Source organism: Streptomyces sp. ADI95-16, from assembly GCF_003721495.1.
GTDB classification, from domain to species: domain Bacteria; phylum Actinomycetota; class Actinomycetes; order Streptomycetales; family Streptomycetaceae; genus Streptomyces; species Streptomyces goshikiensis.
On record NZ_CP033581.1, the window covers coordinates 2,706,390 to 2,725,913 of the forward strand.

The 19,524-nt window shown below is 72.3% G+C and carries 11 protein-coding genes; 6 read left to right on the forward strand and 5 right to left on the reverse strand.

Going from position 1 to position 19,524, the window contains the following annotated elements:
• Window positions 1–86: 86 nt before the first annotated feature.
• The 5 genes from EES41_RS11800 to EES41_RS11820 form a co-directional block, all read right to left on the reverse strand.
• Window positions 87–911, reverse strand: a complete 825-nt coding sequence (locus EES41_RS11800; RefSeq protein WP_123077871.1) for an endo alpha-1,4 polygalactosaminidase — start codon at window positions 909–911, stop codon at window positions 87–89.
• Window positions 908–1,588, reverse strand: coding sequence for a spherulation-specific family 4 protein (locus EES41_RS11805; RefSeq protein WP_250568430.1), 681 nt, complete (start codon window positions 1,586–1,588; stop codon window positions 908–910). Before EES41_RS11805 ends, EES41_RS11800 begins: the two co-directional genes overlap by 4 nt.
• Before the next feature lie 16 nt (window positions 1,589–1,604).
• A complete protein-coding gene (locus EES41_RS11810) occupies window positions 1,605–3,155 on the reverse strand; it encodes a hypothetical protein (protein WP_123077873.1) in 1,551 nt (516 codons plus the stop codon).
• A complete protein-coding gene (gene pelF / locus EES41_RS11815) occupies window positions 3,152–4,693 on the reverse strand; it encodes a GT4 family glycosyltransferase PelF (protein ID WP_123077875.1) in 1,542 nt (513 codons plus the stop codon). Before pelF ends, EES41_RS11810 begins: the two co-directional genes overlap by 4 nt.
• A 107-nt stretch (window positions 4,694–4,800) precedes the next feature.
• Window positions 4,801–6,828 carry a hypothetical protein gene (locus EES41_RS11820; protein WP_123077877.1) on the reverse strand — a complete coding sequence of 676 codons (2,028 nt, stop codon included), beginning with the start codon at window positions 6,826–6,828 and terminating at the stop codon, window positions 4,801–4,803.
• A 356-nt stretch (window positions 6,829–7,184) separates the two neighbouring features.
• Between EES41_RS11820 and EES41_RS11825 the strand changes: the two genes are divergently transcribed.
• The 6 genes from EES41_RS11825 (at window position 7,185) to EES41_RS11850 (ending at window position 19,454) form a co-directional block, all read left to right on the forward strand.
• Entirely contained in the window at window positions 7,185–8,726 is a 1,542-nt protein-coding gene (locus EES41_RS11825; protein WP_123077879.1) for a leucyl aminopeptidase, read from the forward strand.
• Window positions 8,727–9,013: 287 nt separating this feature from the next.
• On the forward strand, window positions 9,014–10,402 hold the full coding sequence (gene lpdA, locus EES41_RS11830; protein WP_073780988.1) for a dihydrolipoyl dehydrogenase: 1,389 nt from the start codon (window positions 9,014–9,016) through the stop codon (window positions 10,400–10,402).
• A 54-nt stretch (window positions 10,403–10,456) separates the two neighbouring features.
• Entirely contained in the window at window positions 10,457–12,250 is a 1,794-nt protein-coding gene (gene sucB / locus EES41_RS11835) for a 2-oxoglutarate dehydrogenase, E2 component, dihydrolipoamide succinyltransferase (RefSeq protein WP_123077881.1), read from the forward strand.
• Between the two features lie 163 nt (window positions 12,251–12,413).
• A complete protein-coding gene (locus EES41_RS11840; protein ID WP_254211409.1) occupies window positions 12,414–13,757 on the forward strand; it encodes a triacylglycerol lipase in 1,344 nt (447 codons plus the stop codon).
• On the forward strand, window positions 13,750–18,759 hold the full coding sequence (locus EES41_RS43815; protein ID WP_123077885.1) for a caspase family protein: 5,010 nt from the start codon (window positions 13,750–13,752) through the stop codon (window positions 18,757–18,759). The genes EES41_RS11840 and EES41_RS43815 overlap by 8 nt, the downstream gene beginning before the upstream one ends.
• Window positions 18,756–19,454: a CHAT domain-containing protein gene (locus tag EES41_RS11850; protein WP_123077887.1), complete on the forward strand. Its 699-nt coding sequence runs from the start codon at window positions 18,756–18,758 to the stop codon at window positions 19,452–19,454. The genes EES41_RS43815 and EES41_RS11850 overlap by 4 nt, the downstream gene beginning before the upstream one ends.
• Window positions 19,455–19,524 lie beyond the last annotated feature (70 nt).

Sequence of the window (19,524 nt, forward strand, 5' to 3'; positions counted from 1 at the left end):
ACGCCCGGCACCGCACCTCGCCGCGTTGTCGGGACGCACGGCGCCGGACGCCGCGGGCCTGACCGGCGCCACTTTGACGACAGGACCTAGGGGCGGGGGCAGGCCTCGCGCCAGGGGCCCAGTTCGTACTTCTTCCGCATCGAGCTGAGCTTCAGCGCGCCCGTCGCGGCGCAGAACCGGCTCGTCGGCAGCTCGTACTCGACGTGGAAGACGGCCTTCCCGGCCTTGACGAACGGGGTCAGCCGCTCGCACTCCTCGTACTGGGCGCACTGCTCGTTGACCGCGAAGTCGAAGTCGCCGACCAGCTCCGGGATCTGCTCCAGGTCGTTCTTCAGCCCGACCGACAGGCCCCGGTCGTGTGCCAGTTTCGCGATCAGCCGGTTGTACTTCAGCTGGTCGGCGGCGGTCAGCGGGAAGCCCGACGTGTTCAGGTAGCCGTCCATGTTGTCCGGTTCCACCGCGTCGAAGCCCTTGTCCCGGCACATGTCGAAGCGCTTGCCCATCAGCGGCTCCAGCGAGTCGATGCGCCGGATGTCCAGCCAGCGCTCGCCCTTCCAGCCGTTGCCCGCACCGAGCAGCTGCTTCGGGAACGCGTCGGCGTCCGGCCGGAAGTCCTCCCAGGCACCGGTGGAGACGTAGCAGATCGTCTTGCGGCCGTCCTTGCGCAGCCGGGCGACCTGCTCCTTGGTGGTGTTGAACCCGTCGACGTCGTACACGGGCACCTTCACCGAGGTGTCGAGCCGGCCGGTGAGCTGCCACTGCCAGCCGGTCCCGGGCCGGGGCTGCCAGCGCTCCCCCGGCGCCGGGTCGGGCGCCGGCGCCTCCTCCTCGGGCTCGGCGACGGTGCACCCGGCCAGCGCGCCGAGGCCCACGAGCAGCGCCCCGGCGAGCAGGGTGCGCACACGCTTCATCCGGTGGCCTCCAGGACGTACGGAAGGGTCCCCCACGGGTGTGCGCCGGAGCCGGGGACCGCGCAGTGCACCCCGGCCCCCCGTTCCGTCGCCAGCCGCTCGGCCAGCTCGGCGGCGGGCGCCCCCCGCGGGACGGCGTACACGAGGTGGCAGAACCGCCGGGCGGGGTGCTCGGCGGTCCACGGGGGTGCGGCGGCCGCGTCCCGGTACGCGTCCCAGGGGCCCTCGAAGGTGACGAGCAGGTCCGCGAGCGCGGCGTACCCGGGGTGCGGGTGCATCCCGTGGTTGAGGACGAGGGTGCCGGCGCCCGCCGCCCGGGCCGCGACGGCGAGCCGGCCGTAGTGCGGCAGCAGTTCCGCGGTGGCGGCGGCCTGGTCGAGGAAGGTGCCGTCGGTCCCGTACCAGTCCCGGTGGCGCAGCAGGTCCTGGACGACGGCCGCGTGCGGGCGGCGCCCGTAGTCGGTGTCCACGTACCCCAGGACGGACACCCCGGCCTCCCGGAGCCGCCCGGCGACGGCGGCGAACCGCTCGTCGGGGGCGTCCCCGGGACCGCTGGCGGGGTTGAGCACGACCGAGTGCAGCCGGCCCGCCGAGCGGATCAGCAGCTCCCAGGCCTCGGGCCGGTCGGCGGGGTGCTCGTAGAGGGGCACCAGCAGCATGAGGTCCTTCTTCTCCATGAGGTACGGGAACGCGTCAGCGGTGCGCCGTCGCGCGGCCGAGCAGCAGGCAGACCAGCGTGGCCAGCGCCGCGGCGGCCGTGCCCGCGACGGCCAGCTGGACCACCCGCGGCTGCCCCAGCCCGGTCAGCAGCGCGAGGCTCTGGGCGAGGGCCGCCGAGGCGCAGACGGCGGCGGCCGGCCGGACCGCCCCGAAGGACTGCAGGAGCAGCCCCGTCCACATGACCGCGCCGAGCAGCAGCAGCGTGGCGGCCCGGACGGCGGTCAGGCCGGGCGCGCCCGGCCAGAGCAGGGTGCCGGCGACGCCCAGGGCCAGCAGCACCACCAGGTACACGGCGACGCAGCGGGTCAGCGCGGCGAGCATCCGGCGCCGGAACGCCCGGGGCGAGCGGGCCGCCCGGAGCCCGGCGAGGCTGCCGCTGCGGAAGCGGTGCAGCAGCCATTCGGCGGGACCCATGCTGAGGGTGAGTGCCACCGCCGAGGGGGCGGCGACCGCTTCGGCGGGACCGCCGGCGAGCACTTCCCCGAGGGCGGCGTACAGCACGAGCAGGCCGGTGCCGAGGCCGAACACCCCGTACGGGACGGAGTCCCCGAGCCGGGGCCCGCGTGGCCCGTACTCCTCCTCGGCGCCGCGCAGCATCCGCCAGCGCACCGGGCCCTCGCCGGGCCGGCGCCCCGACCAGCCGCGGACCCGGCGCAGGGCGGCCCGTACCCCGTCGGCCAGCGGCAGTTCCCGTACCGCCAGGGAGCAAGCGGCCAGCAGGGAGAGCGCCAGCAGGGCCACCCGCAGCGGCACGGGCAGGTCCACGAACGGCGTGAGCACCGCGCCCGCGGCCATCGGAGCGAGGGCGGCGAACAGCATCCGCTCCCGCCCGAGGACCAGCAGGACGGTCGCGGCGCCGACGTAGAAGGCCTGTCCGGCGGCGAAGGCGTACGAGAACGGCGGGCCGCCGGGCACCAGCAGCGCGGCGGCGGTGCCCAGCAGGGCCCCGGCGGGGGCCCCGACGAGCAGGGTCCGCCCGGCGGCGGCCCGGTCGCCGAGGCCGAGCCAGGAGTAGGCGCGGTGGGACAGGGTCTGGTCCCAGACCCACCCGATGAGGGCCCCGGCCAGCAGGGTCAGTGTCCCGGCGGGCAGTCCGAGCCGGTCCGGCGGGCCTTCCAGCAGGGGCGCGCCGAGCAGGTAGGCCAGGCCCGGCAGCGCGAAGACGAGCCCGCGCAGCAGGCAGGCGGTGAGGGACACCTTCCAGGGGTCGGGGGCGCGTTCGGGCTCCGGGAAGGAGCGGGGCACGCGGGCGAAGAGTTCCTCGGCGAGCCCGAAGGAGTCGTGGCGGCCGTAGGTGAGCCGGATGTACTCGTCGGTCATGCCGTCGGATTCGAGGATGGCGGCGATCTCGTCCGGGTGAACGGCGGCGGCGACGAGGTCGTCGAGGCGATCGGCGAGTTCGTCCATCGGGTCGGGGGCGGCGGCGGTGGCACCGTCCGGGGCCGTGGCGCCGGTGCGCCGGGGGCGCGGGACGGCGGGCAGCGTGTTGCCGCCCGGCACCTTCAGCCAGAGGGATCCGCTCACCACGGGCTCCCGTCGGCCGCGAGCTCGCGGTACCAGGGGGCGGCGAGGCGCTGGGTCCACGCGTCGCCGGCGTGGACGGGCAGGACGGGCTGGCCGGCGAGTTCCCGGTAGATGTGCCGGAAGCCGTCGACGGACCGGTGGAGGGTGAACTTCTCCACGACCCGTTCGCGCGAGCGCCGGCCCAGTTCGGCGCGGCGTTCGTCGTCGCGCAGGAGGGCGAGGGTGGCGCGGGCCATGGTCTCGGGCTCGCGGGGCGGGACGACGAGGCCGGTGTCCCCGACGGCCTCGCGGACCCCGCCGACGTCGGTGGAGACGGTGGTGCGGCCGCAGGACATCGCCTCGATGATGCTGAAGGGAAAGCCCTCGCTGATGGAGGAGAGCATCACGACGCTGCCCGCCGCGTAGGCGTCGGCGACCTTGTCGATGCGGCCCTCGTACGTGATGCCGTCGGCGACGCCGAGTCCGGCGGCGAGCTTCTCCAGGCCGACCCGGTAGTCCTCGCAGCCCGCCGGGACGGGCCCGAAGAGGCGCAGCCGCAGGGCGGGCAGCTCCTCGCGCATGAACGCGTAGGCCCGGATGAGGGTTTCGAGGTCCTTGATGGGGTCGATGCGGCCGCACCAGCTGAGGGTGGGGACCTCGGGCTCGGGTCCGGCCTCGGGGAAGACGTGCGGGTCGACGCCGTTGTAGACGGTGCGGATCCGCTCGGAGTCGGCGCCTCCGCGCTCCTCCCAGCGGCGGTTGTACTGGTTGCAGGGGGTGATCAGGTCGGCCTGCCGGTAGCCCTCGGAGTTGAGCTCGCGGTAGAAGCCGAGCATCAGCGCCTTGACGGGCCAGCGCTGTTCGGCGGTGCGGTAGCCGAGGTAGCGCTCGCGCAGGTAGATGCCGTGCTCGGTGAGGAGGAACGGCACCCCGTCTAGGTACTTCGCGGCGAGGGCCGGCAGGGTGGCGAGGCCGCTGCTGACGGCGTGGGCGACGCAGTCGGGCGGGATCCGCACCGACAGCGGGCGCAGGGCGTGTTCCAGCAGGTCGGTGGCGGTGAGCGCGTCGTGGATGGTGGGCGCGGCGCCGGCGCTGGACAGGCCGGGTCGGGTCCATACGGCCATCAGCAGGCGCAGGACCGATTCGGAGCGCAGCGCCTGGGCGAGGGTGCCCGCCCGGGCCAGTACGGCCAGCTCGCGCAGGGCGGCGGAGAACCCGCCGTGGGCGGGGGCACCCCCGGCGGCGGCCGGGGGCGGGTCGAGCAGGGAGAGCAGGAAGTTCTCGTACGTCCTGGTGAAGCGGCGGTGCGCCCTGCCGCGCAGCGCCCGGCGGCGGCTGCGGCCCGGCGGCGGGCCCCAGAGCGGTACGGCGGTGTGCCGGTACACGTTGCGCGGCAGGTCCCAGGTGACCGGCTCGCGTCCGGAGCCGGTCAGGGCTATGACGTTGAAGTCGACCTCCGGCATACCGCGTACCAGCTGGTCGCACCAGGTGCTGACGCCGCCGTGGACGTGTGGATAGGTGCCTTCGGTGAGCATGGTGACATGGCGCCCATGGCTCATGCGGTGAGTCCCCCCAGGACGGAAAAGGGGCCGGCGCCCATGGGTTGCGTGGAGCGCCGGCTCTGGGTGCTACGTGGTGGTGGCTCGGCTGGCTGGTGGAGCGGGGATCAGCTGGGCAGCCTCAGCGTGACCGCGGACTGGAGCAGATCGGGCGAGGTCCAGGCGGAGCGGTTGCCGGCGTACGCGGTGCCGAAGTCCGCGGTGCCGAGCAGGAGCTGCTTCTTGGTGCCGACCGGCGCGGTGACCGGGGCCACCACGCCGAAGGGGGCCTTGACGGTGACGGTGGTGCCGATGCGGTAGGCGGTGACCTTGTTGGCGGCGACGGCCTTGTCCCAGGCGGCGCGGCGGCTGAGCTCGACGCCGGTGTCCTTCATGCTCTGGTTCACGATCGGCGCGCTGGGGGCGAAGAGGGTGCCGTAGGTGTCGAGGACCTGGTTGAGCACCGGGTAGAGGGTGCGGTCCTCGGCGAGGTTGGCCTGGTGGACGTAGTGCGGCTTCGGGTCGTTGGCGAGCACGTGGCGCAGGGCGGTGCGGGCCTCGGCGGGGACGATGGTGTTCAGGTAGCCGGTGTTGACGTCGAGCGGGGCCGGCAGGCAGGTGGAGGTCGCCGGGTTGTCCTCGCACAGGCCGCTGCCGCCGTCGGCACGGCTGGTGTAGATCCAGTTGTACTCGTCGGCCATCTCCGCGTTGGTGCCCGTGTTGTAGTACACGTTCATCGGGTAGCGGGGAACGGTCAGGGCGGCGCCGACCGCCCGCTGCGCGGGCTCGCGGGAGTTGTCGCTGCCCGCCCACTTGACGCCGTTGTCGGCGAGCGCGCCGGCCAGGTTGGGGTTGTCCTGGGGCTGCTGCGGGAGGGTCTTGAGACCCGAGTGCTCGCCGGTGACGAGCTCGGTCCGGTCGGTGGCGATGCCCTTGGACGCCGCCCAGTTGTTGTTGTCGCGGATCTGGGCGGAGATCTCGGCCCGGCTCATGTAGTTGACGGCGCCGCTGGCGTTCTTGGTGCAGGTCCACGGCGTGGCGGAGGTGTCCTGGGTGCAGCCCAGGAAGAGGTGCGTGTACGTGTGGTTCATCCAGCGGAACTTGGCCCGGTCCGCGATCAGCTGCGCGGTGAGGGCGTCGGTGCCGCCGTTCTCGGCCTTCCACTCCTCCCCGGCACCGGCGTTGAAGAGCATGTCGAGCTTGAAGCCCTTGCTCTGCTGCCACTGCACCGCGTACTGGGCGTCCGCGGCGGTCATCCGGATGGAGCTCTCCTGGCCCTCGCCGCCCGCGCAGGCGTAGTCGCCCGGCGTGCAGTTGAGCGACTTGCTCCAACGGGCGTCCGGCGCGAAGACGTCGTCGACGTGGACCGCGAAGTAGTTGCGGCTCTGGCCGAGGTGCACCCCCTGGGTGAGCCAGTCGACGATGCCGCGGGCCAGCAGCCGGAACTGCTGCTGGTACTGGTTGTAGCCGAAGGTGACGACCAGTTCGCTGCGCCCGTCGTGGGCGTACTCGCCGACCAGCGAGGCCCGGCCCCCGCCGGCCGGGGCGTCGAGGTAACTGGTGTAGCCGGGGCGCGGCTTGCCCATGAACCCGTAGCTCTCGGGGACGAGAGCGGAGTTGTCCTCGAAGGTGACCTGACCGCCGAGGTACCCGAAGGGCCCCGCCTTGCCGGCCGCGGTGACGGCCGCCTGGGTGCCGTCGAGCTGGCCGCTGTACCCCCCGTTGTCCGTGTACTCCAGACCCACGCCCGGGTGGGCCCAGGTGTAGGCGTCGACCTGGCGGATCCCGTACGTCGTCTCGTACGCGGTCAGCGCGGCCATCTCGGCCGAGCCGTCGCCGAACGGGTTCTCGTTCGGCAGGACCACGCCCTGGTACTTCGCGCGCGGCCGGCCGTCGACCGTGTCGCTGAGGAATCCGGCGTTGATCACCGGGCGGCTGCCGCTGCCCAGGACGACGCGGGTGAACGGGACTCCGGTGTCCCGGAGCTCCGCGGTGATCGCCTCGACCGAGCTGCCGCCGTCATCGACGACCAGCACCTTCAGGTCGACGCGTGGTGTCACGACCGCCTCGGCGGCCGCGGCGGGTACTGCGACGGACATCAAAGCTGCCGCGGCCATGGCGGCGGCGACCCTGTTCATCCGGTTCTTGTTGACCATTTCGGCCTTTCCCCCCGCAGGCTTCTCCCGGCGGGCCACTGGCGGTGCGGCCGGGCAGGAGAGGCTCTGTGGAATTCATGCAAAGGGACCCCGCGTCCCCTTGCGAGAGTGGGTCGAGTCTCTAGGACTGCGTCAGGTCTGAGAGGCAAACCTGGAACAGAGGCCACAGATGGGTGAACCTGATGACCCGATGATCGAACAACTTGCCAAACCTTCGAGTGGCGTACGGACGAGCGCCTGCGCGTAGGCTCATTTCCGGCGGCCGTCGGGCTCTCATACGATCGCTCCGGAGCGGCCGGCGACCCCGACGCGACCGAAGCGCCCACATACACAAACGGAAGCGAGACCTCACCACCGTGACTGCTCTGACTCTCAGCACTGCCGGCGCCGCGACGCTGCGCGCCGACGCCCTCGTGGTCGGCGTGGCGAAGGGCCCCAAGGGCCCCGTCGCCGCCGCCGGCGCCGAGGCCGTGGACAAGGCCTTCGACGGAAAGCTCGCCTCCGTGCTCGAAGCGCTCGGTGCCTCGGGTGCCGAAGGCGAGATCACCAAGCTGCCCGCGCCGGCCGGCCTCAAGGTCCCGGTCGTGCTGGCGGTCGGGCTGGGCTCCGTACCGGAGAAGGACGAGTCCTACGACGAGGAGACGCTGCGCCGCGCCGCCGGCGCTGCCGCCCGCGCGCTGCACGGCACCAAGAAGGCCGCCTTCGCGCTCCCCCTGGACGACGCCTCCGCCGTCACCGCCGTCGCCGAGGGCGCGCTGCTCGGCGCGTACGCCTTCACCGCCTACCAGGGCGGCGAGACCAAGACCGCCAAGAACGCCGACAAGAACGGCGGCCCGAAGCAGCCGCTCGCCGAGGTGGCCCTGCTCGGCGCCAAGCCGCGCGACAAGGAGCACAAGGCCGCGGCCGAGCGCGCCACGGTCGTCGCGACCGAGGTCAACATCGCCCGCGACCTCGTCAACACCCCGCCGAACGACCTCACCCCCGAGGCCTTCGCCGCCGTCGCGTCCGCGGCCGCGAAGGAGAACGGCGTCAAGGTCCAGGTCCTGGACGAGAAGGCCCTGGTCAAGGGCGGCTACGGCGGCATCATGGGCGTCGGCAAGGGCTCCGAGAACCCGCCGCGCCTGGTGAAGCTCACCTACACCCACCCCAAGGCCGTGAAGACCCTCGCCTTCGTCGGCAAGGGCATCACGTACGACTCGGGCGGCATCTCCCTGAAGCCGGCCGGTCACAACGAGACGATGAAGTGCGACATGGCCGGCGCCGCCGCCGTCTTCGCCTCCGTCGTCGCGGCCGCCAAGCTGGGCCTCCAGGTCAACGTGACCGGCTGGCTCGCGCTCGCCGAGAACATGCCGTCCGGCTCCGCCACCAAGCCCGGTGACGTGCTGCGCATGTACAGCGGCAAGACCGTCGAGGTCCTCAACACGGACGCCGAGGGCCGGCTGGTCCTCGGTGACGCGCTGACCAAGGCCTCCGAGGACAACCCGGACGCGATCGTCGACGTCGCCACCCTGACCGGCGCGATGGTGATGGCCCTGGGTGACCGCACCTTCGGCGTCATGGCCAACGACGACGCGTTCCGCACCTCCATCCACGAGATCGCGGAGGAGGTCGGCGAGGCCTCCTGGCCGATGCCGCTCCCGCAGGACCTGCGCAAGTCGATGGACTCCCCCACCGCCGACATCGCCAACATGGGTGTCCGGATGGGCGGCGGCCTGGTGGCCGGCCTCTTCCTCCAGGAGTTCGTCGGCGAGGGCATCACCTGGGCCCACCTCGACATCGCCGGCCCGGCCTTCCACGAGGGCGCTCCGTACGGCTACACCCCCAAGGGCGGCACCGGCTCGGCCGTGCGCACCCTGGTGCGGCTGGCCGAGCGTACGGCCACGGGCGACCTGGGCTGACGTACCTCGAATGTGACGTGGCGCACCCCGGGAACTCGGCCGAGTTCCCGGGGTGCGTTCACCTACAACGAAATCCGTACGTTTCTACGCACTGGTAACCCTTACTTCGGGCAGAACGACCTGCCAGAGTCCGGGCCCGGCGTCCCGCGTTCCCCCGACAAATGCGAAGATGGGTTCTCGGCAGGACAGGGCCCCCACCACAGGGCCGAAGAAACTAGCGGCCGATTACCAGCCGCCGCCCGGTCACAGAGGACCGGTGCCCGGCGCACATGCATGGAGGACGTGACGTGGCGAACGACGCCAGCACCGTTTTCGACCTAGTGATCCTCGGCGGTGGCAGTGGCGGTTACGCCGCGGCTCTGCGCGCATCCCAGCTGGGTCTGGACGTTGCCCTGATCGAGAAGAACAAGCTCGGCGGCACCTGCCTGCACAACGGCTGCATCCCCACGAAGGCTCTGCTGCACGCGGGCGAGATCGCGGACCAGGCCCGCGAAGCCGCCCAGTTCGGTGTCAAGACCTCCTTCGAGGGCATCGACATCGCGGGTGTCCACAAGTACAAGGACGAGGTCATCTCGGGCCTGTACAAGGGCCTGCAGGGCCTGGTCGCCTCCCGCAAGGTGACCTACATCGAGGGTGAGGGCCGCCTTTCCTCGCCGACCTCCGTCGATGTGAACGGCCAGCGTGTCCAGGGCCGCCACGTCCTGCTGGCGACCGGCTCCGTGCCGAAGTCGCTGCCGGGCCTGAACATCGACGGCGACCGCATCATCTCCTCGGACCACGCGCTGGTCCTGGACCGCGTCCCCGAGTCGGCCATCGTCCTGGGCGGCGGCGTCATCGGCGTCGAGTTCGCCTCGGCGTGGAAGTCCTTCGGCTCCGACATCACCGTGATCGAGGGCCTCAAGCACCTCGTCCCGGTCGAGGACGAGAACAGCTCCAAGCTGCTGGAGCGCGCGTTCCGCAAGCGCGGCATCAAGTTCAGCCTCGGCACCTTCTTCGACAAGGCCGAGTACACCGAGACCGGCGTGCGCGTCACGCTGGCCGACGGCAAGACCTTCGAGGCCGAGGTGCTCCTGGTCGCCGTCGGCCGCGGCCCGGTCTCGCAGGGTCTGGGCTACGAGGAGCAGGGCGTCGCGATGGACCGCGGCTACGTCCTGGTCGACGAGTACATGCAGACCAACGTGCCGACCATCTCGGCCGTCGGTGACCTCGTCCCGACCCTGCAGCTGGCGCACGTCGGCTTCGCCGAGGGCATCCTCGTCGCGGAGCGGCTGGCCGGCCTGAAGGCCGTGCCGATCGACTACGACGGCGTTCCGCGCGTCACGTACTGCCACCCCGAGGTCGCTTCCGTCGGCATCACCGAGGCCAAGGCCAAGGAGATCTACGGTGCGGACAAGGTCGTGGCCCTGAAGTACAACCTGGCTGGCAACGGCAAGAGCAAGATCCTGAAGACCGCGGGCGAGATCAAGCTCGTCCAGGTCAAGGATGGTGCCGTGGTCGGCGTCCACATGGTCGGTGACCGGATGGGCGAGCAGGTCGGCGAGGCCCAGCTGATCTACAACTGGGAAGCCCTGCCGGCCGAGGTCGCGCAGCTCATCCACGCGCACCCGACCCAGAACGAAGCGATGGGTGAGGCCCACCTGGCCCTCGCCGGCAAGCCGCTTCACTCCCACGACTAATTCGTCACGGGCGCGACGACCACTTCCGCACATTCGTTAGGAGCAACTGAAACCATGTCGGTTTCCGTAACCCTTCCGGCGCTCGGAGAGAGCGTTACCGAGGGCACTGTCACCCGCTGGCTGAAGGCCGAGGGCGAGCGCGTCGAGGCCGACGAGCCGCTGCTCGAAGTCTCGACCGACAAGGTCGACACCGAGATCCCGTCTCCCGTGTCGGGCATCCTGGCCGCCATCAAGGTCGCCGAGGACGAGACCGTCGAGGTCGGCGCCGAGCTGGCCGTCATCGACGACGGCTCGGGCGCGCCGGCCGCTGCCGAGGCTCCGGCCGCCGCTGAGGCTCCGGCCGCCGCCGAGGCCCCCGCGGCCGAGGCTCCCGCCGCTGAGGCTCCGGCCGCCGAGGCCCCCGCGGCTCCGGCCCCGGCCGCCGAGGCTCCCGCTGCCGAGGCGTCCGCCGCCTCCGGCACGGACGTCGTTCTCCCCGCCCTGGGCGAGAGCGTCACCGAGGGCACCGTCACCCGCTGGCTGAAGCAGGTCGGCGAGTCCGTCGAGGCCGACGAGCCGCTGCTCGAGGTCTCCACGGACAAGGTCGACACCGAGATCCCGGCGCCGGTCTCCGGCACGCTGCTGGAGATCCTGGTCGGCGAGGACGAGGCGGCCGAGGTCGGCGCCCGTCTGGCCGTCATCGGTGTCGCCGGCGCCGCCCCCGCCGCTGCCCCGGCTCCGGCCGCGGCTGCTCCGGCGGCCCCGGCCGCCCCCGCCGCCCCGGCTCCGGCTCCGGCGGCCCCCGCCGCTGCGGCTCCGGCCGCTCCGGCTCCGGCCCCCGTGGCCGCGCCGGCTCCGGTCGCCGCTCCGGCTCCGGCCGCGCCTGCCGCCCCGGTCGCTCCCGCCGCTCCCGCCGCCCCGGCCCCGGCCCCGGCCGGTGACGAGGGCGCGTACGTGACCCCGCTGGTGCGCAAGCTCGCCTCGGAGTCCGGCGTCAACCTGTCCGAGGTCTCGGGCTCCGGCGTCGGTGGCCGTATCCGCAAGCAGGACGTCCTGGCCGCCGCCGAGGCCGCCAAGGCCGCCGCCGCCGCTCCGGCTCCGGCCGCAGCCCCGGCCGCCAAGGCCCCGGCCGCCGCCGCGGTCTCGGAGCTGCGCGGTCAGACGGTCAAGATGACCCGCATGCGCAAGGTCATCGGCGACAACATGATGAAGGCCCTGCACTCGCAGGCTCAGCTCAGCTCCGTGGTCGAGGTGGACATCACCAAGATCATGAAGCTGCGCGAGAAGGCCAAGGCCTCCTTCGTGGCCCGCGAGGGCGTCAAGCTCTCGCCGATGCCGTTCTTCGTCAAGGCCGCTGCCCAGGCGCTGAAGGCCCACGCGGTCGTCAACGCCCGGATCAACGAGGACGAGGGCACCATCACCTACTTCGACTCGGAGAACATCGGCATCGCCGTGGACTCCGAGAAGGGCCTGATGACCCCGGTCATCAAGGGTGCGGGCGACCTCAACCTGGCGGGCATCTCCAAGGCGACCGCCGATCTGGCCGCCAAGGTCCGCGGCAACAAGATCACGCCGGACGAGCTGTCGGGCGCGACCTTCACCATCAGCAACACCGGCTCGCGCGGTGCGCTGTTCGACACCGTCATCGTGCCCCCGAACCAGGTCGCCATCCTGGGCATCGGTGCCACGGTGAAGCGCCCGGTGGTCATCGAGACCGCCGAGGGCACGAACATCGGCATCCGCGACATGACGTACCTGACCCTGTCCTACGACCACCGCCTGGTGGACGGCGCGGACGCGGCCCGGTACCTCACCGCCGTCAAGGCGATCCTTGAGGCCGGCGAGTTCGAGGTCGAGCTCGGCCTGTAAGGCTCACGCCCACGCGGTAGCCACCTCGTCAGCGGCGCCCTTGTCCGGAACCACTCCGGGCGAGGGCGCCGTCGTCATAATCTGGCCGGTCAAGGACCGAACGGACGGGGCGGACATGGCACGTGCGCATGTGAACGATCTTGTGGTGGTACTGCCGGGGATCATGGGGAGCAGACTGGCGGACGCCGACGGCAAGCCGGTCTGGGACCTGTCGGGCGGCGCCCTGTGGCGGGGCCTGCGCACCTTCGGCGGCTCGGTGAACCGGCTGCGCCTGCCGAAGGACATCGGCGACGGCCATCCCGGCGACGGCGTGGAGCCCGTCGGCCTCATGCGCGACGTGCACGCCATCCCCGGGATCTGGCGGCCGGTCGACGGCTACACGGAGCTGCTGGGCTGGCTGGAGCGGTCCTTCACCCTGACCCGCGGCGAGAACCTCCTCCCCTTCCCGTACGACTGGCGGCTGTCCTGCCGCTACAACGCGGAGCGGCTGAAAGGAGCCGTCACCCGCGAACTGGAGCGCTGGCGGGCCTCCGCCCCGGACCGCCGGGACGCCCGGGTCGTCTTCGTCTGCCACTCCATGGGCGGCCTGATCGCCCGCCACTACGTCGAGCGCCTCGGCGGGCACGAGACCGCCCGCCGGGTGATCACCCTGGGCACCCCGCACCGCGGCTCCCTGGACGGCCTCGTCCATCTGGTCAACGGCCTCCACAAGGGCTGGGGCCGGCTCGGCGTGGACCTCAGCGCCTTCGCCCGCAGCCTGCCCTCCCTGCACCAGCTGGCCCCCGACTACGCGTGCGTGAAGGGCCCGGGCGGCCTCGCGTACGCCCGTGACCTGCCGGGCCTCCCGGGCGTCGACCAGGCCCTGCTGGCGGACGCGGCGAAGTTCCACGAGGCCCTGCGCGCCGCAGCCCCGGCGGCCCAGCTGCACGCCGTCACCGGCATCCGCCAGCCGACCCTCACCACCGCGGAGATCACCGGCGACGGGCTGACCCCGCTGTGGCTCATCGGCGACTCGGACGAACGCGGCGACGGCACGGTCCCCCGCCTCGCCGCCCGCCCGGCGAACACCGACGCGACGGGCTACGCGGTGCCCGAGGCCCACACCCCCTGCGAGCAGCACGGCTCGCTCCAGAACAACAAGGGCGTACGGGACGCCCTGAGCGGTCTGCTGGGCCACGAGCGGCCGTTCCACCGGGGCGAGGAGCACGGCGACGTCCCGCTGAGCGTCCTGGCGCCGTCCCTGCCGGCCCCGGGCGACCCGTACGAGGTCAAGGTGACGGTCCCGCCGGAGGTCCGCGACCACGACGCCCTCCACCTCACGGCGGAGCTCCGCCCGGCCGACGGCTCGCCGGCGCTCTCCCACACGGTCATCCCGCGGGGCGAGGGCCGCTACACGGCGACGTTCCCGGAGCCGGAGCCGGGCGCGTACCGGCTGGCCGTACGGGTGACCGCGCGGGCGGAGACGACCGTGACGGCGCTGACCGTGGTGGGAGGGGCCGGTGAGTGACACCGAGACGCCCGAGGAGATCCGGGGCACGGCGCTCGGTGTGGTCGTCGAGCACTACCAGAGCGACGGATTCCGGCAGCTGACCGGGGCGACCGCGCAGATGCGGGAGCTGTGCGAGCTGCTGGAGGAACGCGGCTACGGCACGACGGTGGTCGAGGACCCCGAATGGAACGACGTCAACAAGCCCCTGGGCGACTGGGCGAGGAAATGGAGGGCGACGGGCGGCCACGGCCCCGCCGTCGTCCTGTGGTCCGGGCACGGCGTGCTGGACGACCGGGAGCTGCGGCTGATCGTGCGCGACACCGTCGATCCGGAGTTCGACGGGGAGGTACATTCGGCCAACTTGCTCGCGTCGACGGCGTCGCTCAGCGGTGCGGACCAGGTGCTGCTGCTCATCGACACCTGTCACGCGGGCGCGGGCGTGGTGCCGTCCCTGGAGAAGGCGCTGGGCAGGCTCTCCCAGCGGAACCTCCCGCCGGGCCGGTGGGCGTGGTTCGGGGTGATCGCGAGCTGCCGTCCCCAGGAGAAGGCCGAGGCCGGGGGCGTCCTGCTGGACGCCTTCGCCCGGGTGCTGCGCGAAGGGCCCCGGACGGACGAGTACCGCCACGAGTGGAGCCGGCGCAACGGGCAGGTCAGCGGGAGCACGGTCATCCAGGCGGTGCTGGCCGAGTGGCCGGCGGAGGTGGGCCACCGCCCGCTCGACGCCATGACCGGCCGGGACCGGCTGATGTTCGCCAATCCGCTCAGGGCGGCCGCGACGGAGCCGGAGCTGGTGGAGCACCTGGTGCAGGCGGCCCGCGGCGCCGCCCCGGACGACGAGGGCTGGTTCTTCAGCGGGCGCCGCCGGGTGCTCGGGGAGATCACCGAGTGGCTGGAGGCACGCCGGCCGGGCCTGTTCCTGGTGACGGGCAGCGCGGGGAGCGGCAAGTCCGCGGTGCTCGGGCGGATCGCGACGCTGTCCGACCCGGAGCACCGGGCGGACATTCTGGCCCACAACCCCCTCATCCCCGAGGACCCGGACCCGGGCGAGGGCTCGGTGGACGTCGCCCTGCACCTGCGGGGCTTCACGGTGCAGCAGCTGGCGGAGGCCATCGCCCGCCGACTGTCCCTCCCCCGTCCCCAGACCCCCGCGGCCTTGATCGCGGAGGTGGAGAAGGGATGGCCCGACTCCCGCCGACGCCTCGTCCTGGTCCTGGACGGCCTCGACGAGGCGGCCCCCGACCAGGCACACCCGGTCGTGGAACAGCTCCTCGCCCCGCTGAGCCGCCTGTCCTGCGTCCTGCTCGGCTCCCGGGACCGGCCCTTCCGCCCCCAGCAGGAGCCGGGAGAGTCCCTGGACCAGGCGGTGAGCCGCCTCCTGGACGTCCGGGCCAGGGCGTCCGACCTCGACGCCGAGAGCGACACCGAGAGCGATATCCGGGAGTACTGCCGTCGGCGCCTGCTGGCCCGGGGCTTGCCGGACGCGGACGCCGCCACCGCCACCGGGCTCGTCGCGGGGCGGGCATCGACCCGTAGCGGCGGGTTCCTCTTCGCCAGGATGGCGACCGACTCCCTGCTCAGGCGGTTCGCCGCCGCCGGTGCGGAGGGCTGGGACTGGGCGGAGGCCATCCCGTCCTCGATCAGCGCCGCCTTCACCGAGGACCTGGAGAGCGGTCCGGTACGGGAACGCGACGGCGCCGTCCTGCCGCACGCGGCCGAGGACCTGCTGACGGCCCTCGCCTGGAGCGCCGGCAACGGCATGCCGGCCCGGGGCGTCTGGGAGGCGGCTGCCTCGGCCCTCAGCGGGGACGGGGTCGAGTACGGCCCGGAGGACGTGGACTGGCTGCTCAACGAGTACGGCCGCTACGTGGTGGAGGACAGCGACGGCACCCAGGCGGTCTACCGGCTGTACCACCGGGAGTTCATCGCCCACCTTCGGCAGGCGGCGCAGCCGTCCGATCCGGCGTACCGCGTGGCCCGGGCGCTGGTGGATTTGCTGCGCGGGCAGACTGCCGAAGGGGCGGTGATCGAGAAGGGGAACCCGTACCTGCTCGGGGCTCTGCCGGTGCACGCGGCCTTGGCGGAAGAACGTGGGATCGCGCTGGTCCGGGAGCTGGTCGACACTCACGGAGAGCTGTTTCGCCCCGCCCTCGCTCATGCACTCGACGGCATGGCGGTGTCCCGGTCCGACACCGGCCGACGGGCGAGGGCTCTCGCCCCGGCGCAGGAGGCCACCGACATTTACCGGGAACTCGCGGCCGGCATCCCCACCGCCTACCTCCCCCACCTGGCCCGCGCCCTCAGCAACCTCGCCAGCATCCAATCCGCAACCGGCGACCGGCAGGGCGCTCTCACCACAGTCACCGAAGCCACCGGCCTCTACCGGGAACTCGCGAACAGCAACCCCGCCGCCTACCTCCCCGACCTGGCCGGCGCCCTCAACAACCTCGCCGCCTTCCAGTCCGAGACCGGCGACCGACAGGGCGCACTCACCACCATCACCGAAGCCACCGACCTCAACCGGGAACTCGCGAACAGCAACCCCGCCGCCTACCTCCCCCGCCTGGCCGGCGCCCTCAACAACCTCGCCAACATCCAGGCCGAGACCGGCGACCGACAGGGCGCACTCACCACCATCACCGAAGCCACCGACCTCTACCGAGAACTCGCGAACAGCAACCCCACCACCTATCGCCCTGATCTCGCCATGACACTGAACAACCTCGCCAACCGGCAATCCGAGACCGGCGACCGACAGGGCGCACTCACCACCATCACCGAAGCCACCGACCTCTACCGAGAACTCGCGAACAGCAACCCCACTCACCGCCCCGGCCTCGCCGGCGCCCTCAACAACCTCGCCGCCTTCCAGTCCGAGACCGGCGACCAGCGGGGCGCGCTCACCACCATCACCGAAGCCACCGACCTCGACCGAGAACTCGCGGCCGACAACCCCGCCGCCTACCGCCCCGACCTCGCCATCTCCCTCAACAACCTCGCGAACATCCAATCCGAGACCGGCGACCGACAGGGCGCACTCACCACCATCACCGAAGCCACCGACCTCTACCGAGAACTCGCGGCCGACAACCCCGCCGCCTACCGCCCCGACCTCGCCATCTCCCTCAACAACCTCGCCAACCGGCAATCCGAGACCGGCGACCGGCTGGGGGCGCTCACGACCATCACCGAAGCCGTCGCCATCCGCCGCACCCTCACCCAGACCAACCCCGCGGCCCACCTCCCCGGGCTCGCCATCTCCCTCAACAACCTCGCCAGCATCCAGGCCGAAACCGGCGACCAGATGGAGGCGCTCACCACCATCACCGAAGCCATCGCCATCCGCCGCGCACTCGCGACCGCCAACCCCGGCGCCTACCTACCCGACCTCGCCATCTCCCTCAACAACCTCGCCAACCGGCAATCCGAGACCGGCGACCGGGAGGCTGCACTCACCACAGTCACCGAAGCCACCGACCTCTACCGAGAACTCGCGAACAGCAACCTCGCCGCCTACCTCCCCCACCTCGCCATCTCCCTCAACAACCTCGCCAGCATCCAGGCCGAAACCGGCGACCAGATGGAGGCGCTCACCACCATCACCGAAGCCATCGCCATCCGCCGCGCACTCGCGACCGCCAACCCCGGCGCCCACCTCCCCGGCCTCGCCACGGCCCTCAACAACCTCGCCAACATCCAGGCCGAAACCGGCGACCAGATGGAGGCGCTCACCACCATCACCGAAGCCGTCACCATCCGCCGCGCACTCATCCAGACCAACCCCGCCGCCCACCTCCCCGACCTCGCCACATCCCTCAACAACCTCGGCAACATCCAGGCCGAAACCGGCGACCAGATGGAGGCGCTCACCACCATCACCGAAGCCGTCACCATCCGCCGCGCACTCGCGACCGCCAACCCCGCCGCCTACCTACCCGACCTCTCCCGCTCTCTTAAGAGCCTGGCCGAGGTGGCGTCAGGCAGTGAGACCCTCGACGCCTACCGCGAGGCTCAGCAAGTGCTCTCCGCTCATCCGCAGGCCGCCCGGATCCTCGCTGTCCAGCAGGCCGCGTTCCAGCTCACGCTGAGCCCGGAGCTCGGTATCCGCGCCCTGTTTTCCATCGTGCGGTCACCACAGCCGTCCGGAACGCCCGACCCCGCTGCCTTCCACGCCAAGATCCTGCTCCGCACGTACGCCGACGGCGACGTTGCTGGCGCGCCGCGCGTCGGCAGGCTGTGGCGGGAGGCCACCGGCAGCGAGCCCCCGCCCTGGCTGACGCTCCCCGAGGCCGCACTCGACCTGGTCATCGAGTGGATCAATTGCCGTACCTGGGACGCCTCCCGCGCGTTCTGGGACGAACACGCCGCCGCCCTCGGGTCGGCCGAGACCGCCTTGGCCCTGGAGGAGCTCTCCTTGATGGACCCGGTCGGCGCGCTCCACCTCGACATCGCCCGCGCGGCCACGACCACCGGCCCCGACGAGGCGTTCCGCCCGTACCTGACAGGCGAGGCGATCAGCACCTGGATCGGTCTCTCCAGCTGGGAGGAATCCCAGGCCTACCTCACCGAGCACCAGGCGACGCTCCTCCACGACCAGGCCCTCGATCTCCTGAGGTCCGACGTCGACACAGCCGAGCCCGCCCTGCACTTCGCCCTGATCGCCCTCGCCCGCGCGGACGGCATCCCCGCCGCCTACCGGTACGTCGACAACCGTTCCGCCCTGCACACCCGGCTCCGGGAGGTTCTGGCCTCCCCCGAGGCCGACCCCGGACTCCTCCACGCCCTTGCGCTCCTGGAGCGCTTCGCCTACCAGGAGGACTTCACCGCCGCCGCCCACCTCGCCCTCGCCGCCGCCCTCACCGGCGCCCCGCCCGCCCCGGACACCGCCTGGCCCCCCGCCGAGCCCGCCGACCGGGACCGGGTGGTCTCCGAGATCGCCGCGCTCATCGGCCGTCAGCCCCAACAGGCTCCGGCCCTGAGCACCCTCATCCAGAGCATCCCGGCGGCGAGCGCCGCCGCGTGACCGAACCCTCCCGGATCCTCGTCGTCCAGGCGGCCTCGCCCCGCGTGGCCGGGTCGCCCGACGCCGGCGCCGAGTACCGGGAGATCCAGCGGAGCGTCGAGGGCTCCCAGTACCGGCACGCCGTCGCCCTGGACTGCCTCCCGGCGGCGCGGCTGGCCGACTTGAGCGACCGGCTCATCAAGGAGGTGCCCGCCGTGCTGCACTTCTCGGCGCGCGGCACCCCCGACGGTGGCGGTCTGCGGTTCCTGACCAGTGACGGGGCGGACGCCCCGGTGCGGGACCGGGGGCTGAGCGACCTGCTGGGCCAGTTCGTCGCCGAAGGGCTGCGCCTGGTGGTGCTGGGGGCCTGCTGGTCCTCGGAGCTGGCGGAGCTGCTGGCGGTGGCCGTCCCCTGCGTCATCGGAACCGCCGGGCCCATCGGCGACCAGGACTGCCGTACGTACTCCCGTACGCTCTACAGCTCGCTCGCGCACGGGCGGTCCGTGGGCCAGTCGCACGCCATCGCCCGCGCCACGACCGAGGCTTCCGGGGCCGACCCCGACTACCTCCCCAGCCTGCGCGGCTCCCCGGACACCATCCCCGAAGCGGTGTACCTGATCGGCCCGGAGTTTCGCGTTCCGCCGGCCCGGACCCCGGTCAAACCACGTGGTGGGGCGCCCGGCTGGTTGCAGTTCGCCAGAAAGCGGCGCCTGTAACCAGCCTCACCCCGGCAGTGCCCGCCGGGAACACTTCGCTGTGGCCTACCGCGCCGTATTGTCTACGCAT